Origin of the sequence: Flavobacterium glycogeni (assembly GCF_048286775.1) — a bacterium.
Classification (GTDB): Bacteria; Bacteroidota; Bacteroidia; order Flavobacteriales; family Flavobacteriaceae; genus Flavobacterium.
In genome coordinates this window covers 1-16704 of sequence record NZ_JBLVPV010000037.1, presented here as the reverse complement: position 1 = coordinate 16704, position 16704 = coordinate 1, and the positions used below count along the sequence as shown (strand labels likewise).

At 32.5% G+C, this 16704-nt stretch carries 14 protein-coding genes and 2 pseudogenes; 6 read left to right on the top strand and 10 right to left on the bottom strand.

All coding sequences use genetic code 11. The features are described from left to right. Window positions 1-91 precede the first annotated feature (91 nt). Both ACNQGX_RS17695 and ACNQGX_RS17690 read right to left on the bottom strand, forming a co-directional pair. Window positions 92-325 (bottom strand): hypothetical protein, encoded by a 234-nt coding sequence (locus ACNQGX_RS17695; RefSeq protein WP_417978517.1) that lies wholly within the window; start codon window positions 323-325, stop codon window positions 92-94. Between the two features lie 2 nt (window positions 326-327). Beyond that, window positions 328-1527 carry a di-heme oxidoredictase family protein gene (locus ACNQGX_RS17690; protein WP_417978515.1) on the bottom strand — a complete coding sequence of 400 codons (1200 nt, stop codon included), beginning with the start codon at window positions 1525-1527 and terminating at the stop codon, window positions 328-330. Between the two features lie 115 nt (window positions 1528-1642). On the opposite strand from ACNQGX_RS17690, the pseudogene ACNQGX_RS17685 reads away from it, so the two are divergent. Together ACNQGX_RS17685 and ACNQGX_RS17680 are read left to right on the top strand one after the other, a co-directional pair. Further along, a pseudogene (locus ACNQGX_RS17685) lies at window positions 1643-1846 on the top strand (heavy metal translocating P-type ATPase); the annotation flags it as partial. A 14-nt stretch (window positions 1847-1860) separates the two neighbouring features. Beyond that, window positions 1861-2163 carry a hypothetical protein gene (locus tag ACNQGX_RS17680; RefSeq protein WP_417978513.1) on the top strand — a complete coding sequence of 101 codons (303 nt, stop codon included), beginning with the start codon at window positions 1861-1863 and terminating at the stop codon, window positions 2161-2163. A gap of 295 nt (window positions 2164-2458) precedes the next feature. Here the strand turns inward: ACNQGX_RS17680 and ACNQGX_RS17675 are convergent, their stop codons facing one another. After that, a complete protein-coding gene (locus ACNQGX_RS17675; protein WP_417978511.1) occupies window positions 2459-3487 on the bottom strand; it encodes a rod shape-determining protein in 1029 nt (342 codons plus the stop codon). A 118-nt stretch (window positions 3488-3605) separates the two neighbouring features. Between ACNQGX_RS17675 and ACNQGX_RS17670 the strand changes: the two are divergent. Beyond that, window positions 3606-3680 (top strand): annotated as a pseudogene (locus ACNQGX_RS17670) (hypothetical protein); the annotation flags it as partial. 1449 nt (window positions 3681-5129) lie between these two features. On the opposite strand, the gene ACNQGX_RS17665 reads toward ACNQGX_RS17670, so the two are convergent. The 4 genes from ACNQGX_RS17665 to ACNQGX_RS17650 form a co-directional block, all read right to left on the bottom strand. Then, window positions 5130-5291: a hypothetical protein gene (locus ACNQGX_RS17665; RefSeq protein ID WP_417978510.1), complete on the bottom strand. Its 162-nt coding sequence runs from the start codon at window positions 5289-5291 to the stop codon at window positions 5130-5132. 292 nt (window positions 5292-5583) lie between these two features. Further along, window positions 5584-6441 (bottom strand): HipA domain-containing protein, encoded by an 858-nt coding sequence (locus ACNQGX_RS17660; protein WP_417978508.1) that lies wholly within the window; start codon window positions 6439-6441, stop codon window positions 5584-5586. Window positions 6442-6499: 58 nt separating this feature from the next. Then, entirely contained in the window at window positions 6500-6814 is a 315-nt protein-coding gene (locus ACNQGX_RS17655; protein WP_417978506.1) for a HipA N-terminal domain-containing protein, read from the bottom strand. 2 nt (window positions 6815-6816) lie between these two features. Continuing rightward, on the bottom strand, window positions 6817-7026 hold the full coding sequence (locus ACNQGX_RS17650; RefSeq protein WP_417978504.1) for a helix-turn-helix domain-containing protein: 210 nt from the start codon (window positions 7024-7026) through the stop codon (window positions 6817-6819). A gap of 834 nt (window positions 7027-7860) precedes the next feature. On the opposite strand from ACNQGX_RS17650, the gene ACNQGX_RS17645 reads away from it, so the two are divergent. Beyond that, a complete protein-coding gene (locus ACNQGX_RS17645) occupies window positions 7861-10863 on the top strand; it encodes a TOTE conflict system archaeo-eukaryotic primase domain-containing protein (RefSeq protein ID WP_417978502.1) in 3003 nt (1000 codons plus the stop codon). 314 nt (window positions 10864-11177) lie between these two features. After that, window positions 11178-11936 (top strand): metallophosphoesterase, encoded by a 759-nt coding sequence (locus ACNQGX_RS17640; protein ID WP_417978500.1) that lies wholly within the window; start codon window positions 11178-11180, stop codon window positions 11934-11936. Window positions 11937-12160: 224 nt separating this feature from the next. Here ACNQGX_RS17640 and ACNQGX_RS17635 read toward each other — a convergent pair whose 3' ends face one another. From ACNQGX_RS17635 to ACNQGX_RS17625, 3 genes are all read right to left on the bottom strand, one after another. Beyond that, window positions 12161-13357 carry a type II toxin-antitoxin system HipA family toxin gene (locus tag ACNQGX_RS17635; RefSeq protein WP_417978498.1) on the bottom strand — a complete coding sequence of 399 codons (1197 nt, stop codon included), beginning with the start codon at window positions 13355-13357 and terminating at the stop codon, window positions 12161-12163. An 18-nt stretch (window positions 13358-13375) separates the two neighbouring features. Beyond that, on the bottom strand, window positions 13376-13666 hold the full coding sequence (locus ACNQGX_RS17630; RefSeq protein ID WP_417978495.1) for a helix-turn-helix transcriptional regulator: 291 nt from the start codon (window positions 13664-13666) through the stop codon (window positions 13376-13378). A 674-nt stretch (window positions 13667-14340) separates the two neighbouring features. After that, the gene (locus ACNQGX_RS17625; protein WP_417978493.1) at window positions 14341-14508 is read right to left on the bottom strand and encodes a hypothetical protein; all 168 of its coding nucleotides are present in this window, start codon (window positions 14506-14508) and stop codon (window positions 14341-14343) included. A 482-nt stretch (window positions 14509-14990) separates the two neighbouring features. Between ACNQGX_RS17625 and ACNQGX_RS17620 the strand changes: the two genes are divergently transcribed. Continuing rightward, the gene (locus tag ACNQGX_RS17620) at window positions 14991-16457 is read left to right on the top strand and encodes a glycoside hydrolase family 130 protein (protein WP_417978491.1); all 1467 of its coding nucleotides are present in this window, start codon (window positions 14991-14993) and stop codon (window positions 16455-16457) included. Window positions 16458-16704: the final 247 nt, after the last annotated feature.

Below are 16704 nucleotides of genomic sequence, written 5' to 3'. Positions count from 1 at the left end.
GATTTCATTACTAACCTCGTAAAAGCTACAAGCAAAAAAGAGGTAATGAGTATCTGTGGATATAGCTATGTGTTTTTAGATGAAATTTGGACTATATAATACATGTGTTTGGTATTAGTTTCTCGTTTTGTATGATTATGTATTTTTTATATTCGATTACCTCATTGTCTTTGATTTCAAAATCAGTTAATGGCACTAAAATATCGGAACCGTTTATGTCTTTTGCCAAAACTTGGGAAGAACCACAGCTTTGCAGCAAAGAAGCACCCGTCAATCCTGCTAAACAACCAAAACCGCATGTTTTTAGAAACTCTTTTCTGTCCATGATTATAAAGATTTTATAAATTTGAGCAATGCCTCTTTGTCTGACTGTGAAAGATTCTGATAGTTACTTTTACTATTGTTTGCTTCACCTCCATGCATTAAAATAGCTTCTTCAATACCTCTTGCCCTACCGTCATGCATTAGAAAATAGTTTCCTCCTTGGGAATATTCAGAAAGTCCCAATCCCCATAACGGTGGTGTTCTCCATTCATGAGTTTTTGCACTTCCTTCGGTATAGCCATCGTCTAAACTGCTTCCCATGTCGTGTAATAATAAATCGGTATAAGGAGCAAATGTTTTATTCGAAAGGGCTTTAATAGGTGAGTAACCTGTCTTTAATTCAGATTTATGACAACCAGTACAATTAATTTGATTGAAAATAGTTGCGCCTATATTAACAGTTGCATCACCTTGATTGCGTTGAATAGGAGCTTTTAGTGTTTGTAAATAAAAAGCAACATCGTTAACGGTACTGGTAGCAATTTCAGGATCGATTTCCAGATGTGTATAGGTATCAATAGGTCTGAATACGGATGTTATTCCCATATCTTGATTGTATGCGTTTGCCGTTTGATGTAATAAACTATGAGCTGCTGCTTTTTTGCCAAAGCGACCAATATATTTTCCGTTTTGAGAAACAGCATTTGATGTTGGGATTACAAAATCAGGAATGTCTATCCAGTTTGGAACACCGGATATTCCATCACCATCAGCATCATTAGGGTCTGACATTGCTATGATAGTTGCATCTGTAACAGATTCTAAAAATCCTAAACCTGTGTTTGCCGGTGGCGTAAATTTAGCAAAAGTAGCTCCAGATGGGATTTGTTCGGGTAAAAATCCGGGTAGCGATCTATTTTGTAATTGTGGACCACCTTGGTTTAGGAACAAGTTTCCTGTTTCATCAATTTGTCCAAAACGGGTAAGTGTGGTAGAAGGGTGTCCTTTACCATCACCAGCATGACAACTGATACAGCTTGACGCAACAAAGGTAGGGCCAAGTCCTGTTTCGCGGGTAAAAACCTCATTGAAAGCCACATCACCTTTTAAGAAACGTGCTAACTCTTCATGGGATAGCCCTTCCACGGTCCCATCTAAAACTTCATCATCAGCAGGAATTTCAGTATAATTTTCATCACAAGATGTGAATAACAGAAGCAAGAGTATTGGTATAACCCCAAAAAACAAGTGTGTGGTTTTCATTTGTATAAATTAAATTTTAGGCAAAGCTAAAAAAATATTTTGAATTGCACTAAAATGCATTGAAAAAAAAACAGTAACTAATCGTATATATTTTATTGGTACTTTTACAATTGTGAAAATATTCACAGCCATAAACATTGGAAAACAGACTAAGAAAATAGTGTGGCAAAACATTACTATGGCATTTGTGGTAAAAGGCATTGTTTTGGTACTTGGCGCAGGTGGTTTAGCGACCATGTGGGAAGCTATCTTTGCATATGTTGGTGTAGCTTTATTAGCCATTTTAAATACCGAGAGAATACAGCGAATGAAGCTTTAGATAAAATAAAGTTTATGGAAATAGAATTAGAATTAATACTGCTATTGATTATTCAGGCAGTCGGAACTTCATTTTTTGCTAGGTTTGAAATAGAAACACCAGCCCTAAAAAAAGTATTCAAATGGCTGGCGATTGATGCTGTTACAATTGGCTTATACTACTTAATAAACCATTATGCAATTCTGTTTCCAGTAATAATGATTGCAATAGGCTCAATTGTACATTTCAGAATTTGCAAAAAAAATGGAATTGATCCGTTCTTAGCTACACCAAGAAAAAAATATTACAAATTAAGAGGATGGAAATGGAAGGAATAGTTAATTCTCGGTGCAGGAGGTTAAGCCACAATGTGGGTCTAGTATTCTAAAATTCCACCTGCTTTTCGCCAGGAATTTAAAGAAATGCTAGTTAACGATATATTACTATTTATATTGAATTACACATGGCCAATTTCTTTAAATCATCTAAAAAATGGTTCGAAAATTGTCCTGACAGGGTCACAAAACTAAAATCCCATTTCTACCGAAATGGGATTTTTTTATGTCTTTTTCAGTATATTCAACAAACTTTTGTTGGATCAGGAAGCTCAATTGTACGGATGCAATAACGAACTTATTTTATCAGTACCCTTTTATATTTAGGTATGTTTTTTAAGACAGTACCAGTACCTCTAACCACGGCTCTTAAAGGATCTTCTGCGATAAAGACTGGCAAATCCGTCTTCTGCGAAATCCTTTTATCAAGACCGCGTAGCAATGCCCCTCCTCCTGCGAGATACAAACCCGTATTATAAATGTCCGCAGCCAGTTCTGGTGGTGTCAATGAAAGCGTTACCATAATAGCGTCTTCAATTCTCTGTATTGATTTATCCAAAGCTCTTGCAATTTCCCTAAAGGAAACCTTGACCTCCTTAGGTTTCCCGGTAAGCAGATCCCTTCCACGAACCGTTATGTCATCAGGAGCCTCTTCAAGTTCTTCCATTGCAGCGCCAACATCAATTTTTATTCTCTCAGCAGAAGCATCTCCAATATACAAATTATGCTGCGTTCTCATATAAAACGATATATCATTGGTAAAAACATCCCCAGCAATTTTTATGGATTTGTCACAAACTATTCCTCCGAGAGCAATAACAGCAATTTCCGTAGTCCCTCCTCCAATATCAACGATGATATGTCCGTTGGGCAGCATCACATCTAAACCCATTCCAATAGCCGCAGCCATAGGCTCATGAATTAAATACACTTCTTTCCCGTTTACCCGTTCGCAGGACTCCTTTACGGCTCTCATTTCTACCTCGGTAATACCACTGGGAATACATACAACCATTCGCAGTGCGGGAGTAAAAAAATTTTTCTTTAATTCAGGTATATTTTTTATAAACCAGTTGATCATTTTCTCTGAGGCATCAAAATCTGCAATAACCCCGTCTTTAAGCGGCCGGATAGTTTTAATATTCTCGTGTGTCTTACCCTGCATTAAACTGGCCTCTTTACCTACAGCAATAATCTTCCCGTTTCTAATATCTCTGGCCACAATGGAAGGACTGTCCACTACAATTTTTCCGTCATAAATTATTAAAGTATTAGCTGTCCCTAAATCCATAGCTATTTCCACTATCATAAAATCAAATAAGCCCATAATATAGTTTTGTTTAAAACGCTATTGTTTCTGTTTTATTCTCTACAAAGATGAAAATTCGAATGTCGCGATTAAAGTCCTAATTTCGCTTTATATCGAAGGCGGGTTAATCGCATTAGTGGAAGATAACGATCTGATCGAGATCGATGCACTGAATAATACGCTTAATCTAAATGTATCTAGCGAGGTGATCGAAAAGCGCCGAAGAAGATGGATGATCCCTCAAGCAAAAGTCCAGAGTCTGAAGGATGTGCGACAGATGAGGCACATCACGAAGCTTTTCAACTTGCTTTCTCTTGTCAGATATAACCTATTTATGCAGAGATGACGTAAAGGCCGAAACCATTATTGAGTTTTTATTAGAATCACCGAAATTTATTCATTGCATATGCTTTAGAGATATTCGAATCAAAATAATTTACAATCTAGCAATCCTAATTCAATAGTCCATTCTACTCAATTTTTTCAAATCATCCATAAAATGGTTCGAAAATTGTCACAACAGGGTCCATAAATAGGATATGTAGAACCAATTGCAATAAAAAGGAATAAATAAGATATTAGTAACCTGACCAAGAATTAATTAAAATACAACAAAAAATTAATTGTATATAAAAACCAAACTGACCAATTATATAAAAATGTATTTGGTTGGTTTTGTTAGAAATAAGAAGTTCGAACCATTGCTCATATCGAATTAAAAATATCTTAAAGAGCCATTAAAAAAATATTATAATGAGTACAAAATTTTATATATTTACATCATACACTGGATTAATGTGTTCTTAAAAAAATAGTAGTAGTACATATTGACAAAAGACTATCGTTCAATTGAAATAATGGATAAAAGTTTGTTTGTTGTTGTTTGTTTTTTTTTATGTACCTTTTTTGTACCTCGAAATTTGTTAACCTCAGTAAACGCTGGGCTGTTAATTTCTGCATCGGAAAAACAGATGATTGATGTATATTTTTTCATACCCCATTCAAATTATAATAAGAATAGGAAAAAAATATTATTTATCTTTATTACAAATTCTGTTTTTGTTTTAAAATCTATATTGAATTTGACATTGTTAAATTCTTTAATCATTTAAAAAATAGTGCGAAATTTGTCCTGAGAAAGTCACATTACAGAGTAATTTAATTGTATTATTTTTCTTATTATTTTATCACTCTAGTCTTTAAAGAGTTCGACTGCGAACAAGAGTTCGACAGTCGAACTCAAACGTCTCCTTTAGCGACAACTTTTTATCTTTAAAAAACTTGGAATTATTAAAAAACGTTAAAAACACTTAGTTAAATATTTTAAACTTAAAAAATAATCATTGAATAAATTATTTAAATCATTATAAATCAAATAATTACACTATAATTTTAAGCTTTCAAAAAAAGTCAAGATCGGTATAAGGTGTTCGATTGTAGTCCCGGCGACTTTCCACAAAAGGGAAGGTGTCGAACACCTTCCTTTTTTAATCTTCAAACAGCTAAAAATCAATTGATTACAAATTTAATAATTCAAAAATTGAGAGAAATTCCTTAATTATACTAAAAAACAAAAAGGAATCCGTTGGGAATCGAACACCTTAAAACACTAACAATCAAGGTTTAAAACATTAAAAAACAAGTGTTCGATCGAAATTTATCACTCCCGTCCACTATCCTTATTTTTTTCATAGAATTCTTCAAGTGTCTTTCCTACAATAACTCGGACAAACCAATCAACTATAGCTGCACGTTTTTCCTTTGCTTTACTCTTTTTTTTAATTCCATCACTTTTTTGAGACTTATTGGATTTTGGTTTCATGGCAAGACTATTAAATCAAATTACAAAAACTTTTATCAAAGCTTATAATTCAATTTAAATTGATCATTAAAGAATAATGATTTTTAGATTAATACTTATTTTATTACGACAATAATTAATATTTACCTGCAAACAGATATTTATACGTACTGATTTACGCAACTTAATTGATCTTTTTGAAAATATACTTCAAATGGCAGTGTTCAGGGGTCCAATGATTTAAAAGCTCTAAAGATAAAAAGTTGTTTTCAGATGCGACAGAACCCGGTAAACCACAAAACAAGAATAATTATTAAAATCTCTTAATTCTATTATCCATCAACTTCAAATACTTTTCTTTCATAGCGTCTGATAAAAAAGACATTTCTACTAGTTCTGTCCATTTAGATACACTTTTATTCATATCAGATAAAATAGTGTTAATTGTTTTATCATTGAGTCCTAAACGGTCTTTTGCATAATAATCTATCAATTCCGTTGATTTGAAATTGCTTTTTTTGCCTTTGAGAGAAAGAGCTAACTCTTCTTGTGGATTTTTAATGGAAATGGAAGAATTTAAGAAATCATAAACTGGAGTTAAAGTTGTTTTTCCAGCTTTCGTGATTACTGAAAAATTCTTTAAGTGCATATCTTCATTACCTGTTATGAAACAGAATAAAACTCGTTTAAAGAAATCGGCTTTCTCTATAGCTGGAAAAGTGCAGTACTCGTCAATTACTTTGACTAACTTTTCCATAGTATAATCATACTTGGTATCTCTTGAATTTCCAGTTAATTGTGCAAAATCCTCAGTAGCATATTTTTTTCCCTTACTGTATCTATCAAATCGTTTTATAAAATAAGAAAGGCTACCGTCTTTTGAATAAATCAATCCATGAAGAGGCACATCAAGTCCATATACTTTTGCCATTTTCATAGTTAGATCTTCATTTTCTGGTAATTCTGGAAAAATATCATTTTGAGGTTTTATAATATAGTTACCAAACTGATCTACAATTTCAAATTGTTGATTTACAACTGAAATAACAGCACTTAATTTGGGTTGGACTCCTTGAATAGATAATTTCTTTGCTCGATTAGCAGCTTCCTGTCTTTGTTCTGCTGCCGTAAATGGCAAATCATTTAATGCAGTAAGTTTAGGAGCAATCATTCGAAGTCCTTTTTCACTGTATTTATCAGTGCCACATAATTCGTAAGTTATTGGGCATCTATTCATCTTTCAATTCTTTTACAGTTACTGCTCCTACCAAATCATTTCCTGTAGCCACAAGTTGAGAGAAATAATCGTTTTTATCAATTTTACCGATTTTCAAAAGCCCCTCAAGCATTATTCCTTCAGGTAACAGTCCTTCAAAAAAAGATGGAAATTTAATAAATGAATAATTTTTATTAGTCAATGGCATAGTCAATGATACTGGTTCTCCTTCATAATTGTCATCATAGGTAAATTGGTAACCGCCAGTGCTATCTTCAATCAATACTCCTGTCCTTTTATCGTGAACCAATATTATTGCTTTTCTCATAATCATTTATTGATTGGACTTTTAAATTGTACTTCAATATTCAATACTTTCAGTATCGCTAAAAGATTACTCCACCTAACCGTTTCTTTATTTTTCTCAATATCAAAAACGGTAGTCTTCCCTACTCCTGCCAGATTAGCCAATTCTAATTGTGTTAATCCTGCTTGCTTACGATGCTCTTTTATGAAGAGACTTAAATTAAAATCATTCATTTTTACCGTTTTAGCAGTAAAAATAAACAAATATGTTTTACAATACAAGTATCTCAAAACAAAAACATTGTTTTTTACCGTAATAGCAGTAATTATTACAAAAATTATAGTCAATTAACGTAAATAAGAGACATGAAAAGTTATTTTACTGTTATAGCGGTAATTTATAAAAATATACTTTCAATTGTTAGTACCGTTGAATTCTAAAAAATTGAATACTTCGAATAATCGTTCATAATTTCTAACTCTATAAAGTTTTTCGACTGCGAATAAAGAGTTTGACAGCTCTGCTCCTAACACGATTCTTTTATAATAAATGGTTCCATATAAGGAATTGATTTAAAAATGAGGCTGTCAACGGTACTTGTCTGATTTGGGAATTTTGGCTTTTATAGTTTTGGGTAAATTATCGTATAACCCGTTCCTTATATAATGTTTCACATTGGTATCCCATCAAATGCGAGAAGGTGAATAGATCATAAAAAATGTATCATGAATGGTCTTGCAATAGATATGAAATTAAAAACAAGCGGTCTCTCTATGGCTTTTCTCTTTGTTCCGTTCGGTAACTCCAATCGGTCATCGGTAGAAAAAGCCTCCATCCTTCGTTCTTCATCTGCATAATAACCAGAAATATTTCGACAAGTAAAATCGAAACTTATTACAAAAACCATATACATTCTCCTTTACATGAGATGAGTAATTTGATTGCATTTGAAAAGCAATTGATGATAACCGAAAATAAAAATTAAACATAAGCAAATAAAAATCTAACTTTTGCCTTTAATATATTTGTAACTGATTTAATGATAAATTAATTGAATAATTAAAATTATGTCATCATCAGTACCATTAAATAAAATCGAACTATTCAAATCTGTTTTTATGGGCAGAGAAGATGTATTTGCGGTTCACTGGGAAAAGGGAAATAAAAGTGGCTATATGCCAGCATACTTCTATGATCCATATAGATATCGGGCACATAAAATGAGTGGTGGCACTTTTCAGAATTACACAGATAAAGAATATTTGCCTTTTACTGATAAAGAAATTGAAAAACACCTAAATGGGGAACAACTAATCGGAATTTATCCTTTACTAAAAGATAATACTTCGTGGTTTATTGTTGCAGATTTCGATAAAATTGATTGGGTAAATGACTGCAAAAAATTTATAACTACATGCAAAGAAAAGGGAATCCCATCCTACTTTGAACGCTCACGTTCAGGTAAAGGCGGACATGTTTGGATATTTTTTGAACAACCTTATCCGGCAATTAAAAGCAGAAAGATTTTTATTTCGATTTTAGAACAAGCAGGAGTTTTTTCTTTGTTTGACAAAAGTTCCAGTTTTGACAGATTGTTTCCCAATCAAGATTTTCTTTCCGGAAAAGGATTTGGAAACTTAATCGCTCTTCCGTTTTATAAAAAAACATTGGAACAGGGAAATAGTTGTTTCATTGAAATTGATAATTTGCAACCATTTTCAGATCAATGGGATTTCATTAAAAACATACAAAGAATTCCAACAATAGAACTCGATAAACTCTACCAAATTTATAATACATCACAAAACATTGCTGTTCCTGCTTTACCACAATCTAACAATGGAAAGCTGACCATAACATTAAACAATGTTGTAAAAATTAACCGTAACGCAATATCTACCCCATTGATTAATTTCCTAAAAGAGGAATTAAATTTTCTGAATACGGAATTTTTAATAAAAAAGAAAATGGGTAAAAATACTTTTGGAACCGAACGTTATTTCAAGTTTGTTGAAGAATCTGAAAATGCTATAATCATTCCAAGAGGTTTCATTGGAAAAATAATTCGCTTTTGTAGAGAAAACAAGATCAAATATGATTTTAGTGACGAAAGAAAAAAAAGAAATGAAGTTTCTTTTTTATTTAATGCACAACTCCGAGAACACCAGCGAATAGTGATTGACACTATCGGCAAGAAAGATTTAGGAGTAATTGTAGCTCCACCTGGTTCTGGAAAAACGGTTGTGGGTCTAAAAATTATTGCAGAGAAAAGACAACCTGCCTTAATTATTACGCATCGCAAACAAATTGCGGAACAATGGATAGAAAGAATTGAAACCTTTTTAGGAATACCAAAAAATGATATTGGGAAAATTGGGCAAGGCAAAACTAAAATAGGAAAGCAAATAACAGTTGCCATGATTCAGAGTTTATCAAAGGAACTTGAAAAACCAGATGTGGAAAAACTTTTAAATGCCTTTGGGTCTATTATTATAGATGAATGCCATCATATTCCTGCTGAAACATTCAGGAATACAATTACAAAATTACAAACCTTTTATTTGTACGGATTGACCGCAACGCCATTTAGAAAACACAATGACAGTAAACTTATTTTCATTCATTTAGGTGAAGTTATTGCTGAAATAAAATCAGATGAAATAAGCACATCTAAAAGGCCAAAAATTATTATTAGAAACACTGAACTTGATGTGCCATTCAATTCAAAGACAGACAAATTTGAAACTTTATCAAAAATTCTAGTTCACGATTCTACTCGAAACAAAGCAATTCTTCAAGATATAATCCATGAATTGAAGTCGGACAAGAAAATCGTTATTATTACCGAACGTAAAGAACACATTGACTCGCTTTATCAATATTTAAAACAGTCTTACGAAGCAATCACTTTAAGCGGAGAAGATTCTGAAAGTGCCAAAAACTCGAAATGGAAATTACTAAAGGAAGGAAATTATCAAGTACTAATCACCACTGGACAATTCTTTGGTGAAGGAACTGATTTACAAAACGCCAATTGCCTGTTTCTTGTTTATCCATTTTCTTTTGAAGGCAAATTGATTCAATACATCGGTAGAGTTCAACGATCGGAAATAGCCCCAACTATTTATGATTATAGAGACATCAAGATTGATTACTTAAACAAAATGTTTCTGAAGAGAAATGCCTATTACAGAAAAATAGATAAACTAGCTACCTTATTTGATGAGTCCGAAGAGGAAATTGCTGTTTCAAAAAACACTTTCATTATTGATCAGAAAATAAAGATTGCATTTGAAAAACTTGAATTTCGATACGGAAGCATTGCTTTTAAATACAATGTGCCTGAAATGAAAACAGAACTTGAATTTGATATTGAGAATCTCGAAATCAGACCAGAATTTGAGGTTTTAAAAACTTATTTCTCCAAGATACTTAAGATAAAAAAAATCACTGCTACTATTCAAGCTGAATTTGAAGATAGCAAGCTAATTTCTCAATTGGCATTATCTAACGACCTAAAAAAGATAAATAGCCAATTGATTGAAGGAGTCAAATTTAAATTTATAACGAAGACCTTCTTAGGGAAAGCAAATGCAGTTAGTCAAGAAAATTTGCTTGATATTAACCAATTACAAAATGAAAACAATTACAAGCTATATGATTCTGGAGACGAATTATTAAATGATTTTTTACAGAATAAAAACTACAAACATCAAAAGCACTTACAATATTTAGCCGACCGACACGAAAAGACTATTCTTAAAATTCGATTTGTCCTTAATCCTTTTTCATTTGTTTTTCTTTTAGCCGGAAAAGAAGGATTTCACATTATTTTAGAAACGCTGAACACAGAAGAAGCTACCTACATTTGGCATTTTGATAATGACAAGCGAACACTTCCTGACAAATTAAAACAGGTTGACCATTACCTTAACATCATTAGAAACAATGGAAGACAAACATTTATAGAAAACCTACCAGCGAATTTCAGTCGCATACTTCACGACTATTCAGATGAAAGAAAAGGATTTACAATTTGGAAAGATTTGATTGAAGAAAGACTTACGTAAGAATCCGCACAAATAATAAAATAAAACCATAATTAGAATAACACAGACAACCTAAATTATAATCGTTTATGTTCACAAAAAAATGTTGTTCTCGTTTCCGTGAACGTTTAAAAAAAGTGAACAGAGAAATTTTGTGCAATTTTTCAAACAAAAAAATAAAATCATATTTTAGTATTATGGAATCAACATAACGGAAATTCTATACAAATACGATTGAAAATATATACGAAACAGAAAAATACCCTCTAAAAAACATGTTCTAGTGGAAAATAAAAATCCATTTATTTATCTAGAACAACACTAATGAAAAAAATATGAAAATTCAATACTGTTCAGATCTCCACTTAGAATTTTTAGAAAACCGAAAATGGGTTTTGGAAAATCCAATTATTCCAAAAGGAGATATTCTCATTTTGGCGGGTGACATTGTGCTTTTTAAAGAAATACATCAACATCAAAAATTCTTTGATTATATTTCCAATCATTTTGAGCATACCTTTTGGATTCCTGGCAACCACGAATATTATAATTCGGATATTTCCAAAAGAAGTGGTTCTTTTGAGGAAAAAATCAGAGACAATGTAACTTTACTGAACAATATGGTAAAAACCATCAATGGAGTAAGACTAGTATTTTCAACTTTATGGTCACACATCTCGGCTGAAAAACAATTTATCATAGAACAAAGTCTTTCTGATTTCAGAGTAATTCGAAAAAATGAAAAAAGACTAACTGTCCAAGATTATAACCAACTCCATCTGAAAAGCAGATTGTTTTTGGAAGAAACATTCCAAACTAAAACAAATAATCCAACTATTGCTATAACCCACCATTCACCTACTTTTATCAATTATCCTGAGATATATTCCCATAGCAGTATAAATGAAGCTTTTGGAACAGAAATGTCATCAGTTATAGAAAATAATGAAATCGATTATTGGATTTATGGTCATCATCATTTTAATGTAGAAGATTTTAACATTGGAAAAACAAAATTAATTACCAATCAATTGGGATATATAAAATACAACGAGAATGAAAACTTTAATAACAGTTCTATAATTTCAATATAAACAATTAAACATCAACACAAATCGTATTCTGGATTTATATATATCGCCTTAAAGCACTTAGCGCTATGTACTAATTTTACCACAACAATATAAACTAATTAAATCACTACAATAAATACTAAAATATTTTTTTTTTAAAGAAAGTCTTCTAAGCCATAATAAAGCTGCTTTTTTATTTAAATCCCTTGTTCATTAATTCCTGCTCTGATCTAGAAATTCCTATTTTAGTTGCTATTTTTTTTCCATTCGCTTATAACTGTATAAACTTCTGAAATAATTAAATTCATTTTGGAATTATCAAGTCTAAAATATTCGCCCACACTTTTTGCAAGTTCAAAATCAAGCTCATTATTATGAGTATCAATATTTAATGCTAATCCATCTTTATCAATAGAGGGGCTGAGGTCATAAGCTGGTGAGAGAATCCACCCGTCTTTAGTTAAAATAAAACCATGGTTACGAAGGTGATCATCTGTATTAGAAATCGCAATATTGAAGATTATTCTTCTCCACAGCTGCTGTAAATTGGCATCAATATTCGTTCCATGATTACTAATAAATTCAGCTATATCTAAATAGCTTGCAGGATTATCTCGAATAGTATCTTCATTATTTCCTGTCATAGTCATTGCAGAAGCAAAATGTATTCTTTGTTCTTTATCTCTGTCAAAACGTTTCGTAAAAAAGGTATGATAATTACCCATTATCTTTTCGACTTTACATGGAGTCATTTCAACACCAGCTTTAATCGCTAATTGATAGGCTAAAAATTCCCATAATCCTTTATCGGTAGTGTCAGTTTTTGATGGGAATTTGGCAATCCATAGACTTTTGTCAGTATCTAAAATATTAGCTTTGGGTCTCGCTCCTCCTAAAGATGAACCTGGAGCCATAAGCACAGAAAGCCATTTCTTAACTTCATCATTTTCATCATCGTTTTCAAAGCTGTTGGCTGCGCTTTGTAGTTCTCTAATTGATGACCATGGTGGGGTTGAAGTTTTTTTATTGTTGTCTAGAAAATCTCCATTAGGATCTGTTTTAAACCTTAAAGCCCCCATGCGACTTTCGTCATATACCCCCAGTAGATAGTCAATATCATAAAGTGTTGGTGTTTTTTCTTTTTTCTCTTTGGCTATTTGAGCAGCTCTACGTTTCATCAATGTTCGTCCCCAAGTGTCCGGCATGCTATCTAGAAATATACCGAAATTTTCTTTTTGATTTGGATATTGAGGACCACCATATAATTGAATATCGGGGTCTAGGAGGAATTTTTGTTCCGTTTTTAGCCAATCTTTATCATATTCAAAACTAAATGCTTTTTTACCTTTTCCTAGTAAAGCTGATAGTATTCCGATTAGTTTAGGTTCTGGCATACTTTGCCAATGTGCATAAACATATTTATCTTTTTTAGTACTAGCCATTTTAACTCTTTTAGTGTTTTATTTTAGTAAAGCAAGATCCTGAAGTTTACGACCTAATTCATCATCAGCTGCCAGTTTCAAAACATCGTTTTGTAAACCTAAGACGCGCAATACATTAAAATAGGCTCCCATAGCTACACTTGGATTTCCTGTTTCAATGAGATACAAAGTAGAACGAGCAATATCAGCACGTTCTGAAACTTGTACAGTAGTCAATTTTCTACGTTTACGAGCTAGTTTTATATTCTCTCCCATTTGTTCCAACACCGTGTCGTACTTTGGAAAAACAGTTTGTTTTCTTTTGTTCATTTACATAATGATTGTTATTATATATTGATTGAAATAACAATCATTTTGTTTTTTTATTCCTTTTTTTTTAAATTGATTAGGTAAATAACCAGAGTTTGTTCCAGATTGAATTAAATTATCACTAGTTCAAGCAAGTAATTCACTATTGTTTTTGTTATCTGTATTACTATTGTACAAATTGATTTCTGCTATATTTTTAGAAAATATAATCATTTTTTTCTCTATTATTAATAGGAGATTCATAACGTTCCTGAATTCCTTTGGCTCTGTATTATTTGTCTAAACTATTGCCATTGAAAACACTCTTTGTTTCATGGTCAACGCAGGTAATACCGAATAGAGAGAGAAAAGGAGTTCGAACCATACTTACATTATTAAAATTACTAACAATTTACAGTTTTAAAAACCGATACTTCCTAACCAAATTTTGATATGAATTAACATAAAACATTTAACTAATTTCACGAAACGTTCCTTGGTAAATCCGAAAATTACAACCAAAATTAGGTGTTCGACAGTCGAACACCTAGAGTCATTTTAGAAGAGATATTTTTCACTTTAAAAAGATCCATTTTGGCAAAAAAATTTAAAAAGTAAACTGATCATTTCTTTTTAAAAATTGTTTGAAAAATTAAATATTTTCACATACCCCATATAAACAAAGGGATTGAACGTTATTTCTCCAGTTTATCTATGAACATTAATATAGGCATAAGTTGTTCGATTGTAGTCCCGGCAACTCCACTCGACGGGATGATTGAAAAATCATCCCGTTTTTTTTCATAAATAAGATATCCTTCATCCTTCATTAACAGTTGATTATGAGAAAATATACTTGGCATTGTGGGTGTTCGATACACCCCCTTTTCATAGTATAAGTTCGTGTCGAACACCATACTTATAAATTCTCTTTTTTGCAGAGTTGTCGATTTAATGGCGTACCTATCGAAAGCGTTAGTAAAATGCTTGGACATCGAAGTTTGAGAACTACACTACTTGACTGTAGAATGCTGAATTAGCAATGGTTACCTATTGCAAACTAATCGAGATCAATAATTAAAATTTGATTCTCGTCAATCATCAGGTATTTCTTTAAAAGTTTTTTATACTGAAAAACAAATACTTACAATTATTTTTTTTGTAATTTTGAAATTAACGCTTAATTAAAGTTTGAGCTTCCAAAATTCCCAACTTCTTAAAATGATTAGTCCTGAATTGTAGGTTCATCTAAAACAGGAACTAGCTATGAAGCGACATACCTAAACGGCTTTTTATCACTACATAAAAAAGCGTACTTATTTTATTATAACTTAAAAATAAAGCTATGCGAGTTCCTGTAATCCGAAAAAATATAATATTCACCCCTGATTCCAAAAGGGTTGTTGCTCGGTATTTTATGAATGGCGATCAGCGGACCCAACAGATGGTGAGCCGCATAATGATGTTGGATGAAAAACAAGTCATAGATACCTTGGAACATACACTTCGTGAGTTTGCCAGACGACATCGAAATATTTCAAGCATATTTTTCAGGCACTGCGAAAAAATTAGGGACATAATTGAAGGGATGCAAATCAACTATGACGGCCTGTCACTGGAACGAAAAATGCTCATCGGTTCTTATTGTACAATGGAGTATGCAATAGAATCCGCAGCCATTTTCAACCCTTCCATTGTAGAAGATTTCGATCAGTCGGGTCTCGAAAAGGGTGAGAAACGGGTCATCATTTCTTTCCGTGCCACCGGTGAGGGTCATATCTCATCAATTGTATTTAGAAGGGGGGTCTTGGATAAGAATAACAATCTTCAGGTGATGAAAATTGGGAATAACATTGATAAAGCAGAGATTGTACACAAAACCTTATACAACAAAGAACGATTTTTGATGAAATTGGCAGAAATGCATACTTCGGACAAATACTCAACCCGTATTATGCAGGACTTGCCCGACGAATTTGAGTATGCCGTATTAAAAAGTATGGTAAATAAAGCATTAAGCGATCCAATGATTCGTCAGGAGAGGAGAACGGCACTCGAAGAAGTGATCTGGTTGGCGGATTCATTTTATGATTTGCAATTCAAGCACGATTCTGATATCACCGAACGTGTTATATTTCCAATATCAGATTCAGAAAGCCGTGGTATTGAAGATGCCCGTTTTGTGCGCTTTGTGGACGATGATAAATCTGACAAAGTAATAGCTACTTATACAGCTTATAACGGTCATGTCATTCTTCCAAAACTTATTTCTACTGAAGACTTTTATACGTTCCGTGTAATGCCCTTATATGGAATCGGTGCTCAAAATAAAAACTTGGCATTATTCCCTAGAAAAATCAAGGGTAAGTTTGCTATGCTGTCCAGAATTGATGGTGTTAACAATTACCTTATGTATTCTGATAGACCTACACAATGGAATGATCCCGTTATCCTCCAGGAGCCACGTTATACATGGGAGTTTACACAAATTGGAAATTGTGGATCGCCGCTTTGGACCGAAGAAGGCTGGTTGGTTATTACTCATGGTGTAGGTGCCATGAGACGCTATTGCATAGGTGCTTCACTGTTTGATCTTGATGATCCTTCGAAGGAAATTGGAAGACTTAAAGATCCTTTGCTTTCACCACTGGAAGATGAACGGGAAGGTTATGTACCTAATGTAGTGTATTCTTGCGGTTCGATTATTCACAACAACAGTCTTATATTGCCTTATGCCGTATCAGACTACTCCTCTACTTACGGTGTGGTAGATATGGTAGAATTGATGGAAGCTTTGAAGAATAGTAAATGATGACAAGGAGTTAATGTCTTTTCTAATTTCATTTAAGAGAGCTAAATTCTGGACGCTACCCTTTCAATACATAACTGTTAACTATATGCTTTTAATTTTTATACCCCACATGTTGAAGCATGCCAATAGAAATTATACCAAACGAAAATATAATATAGACCAATTTTGATAATTGGTTTTTTTATGGTAAATTTGGACTATATTATAACAGTAATTATGGCACATGCAAAAATTTTGGTGATTAAGG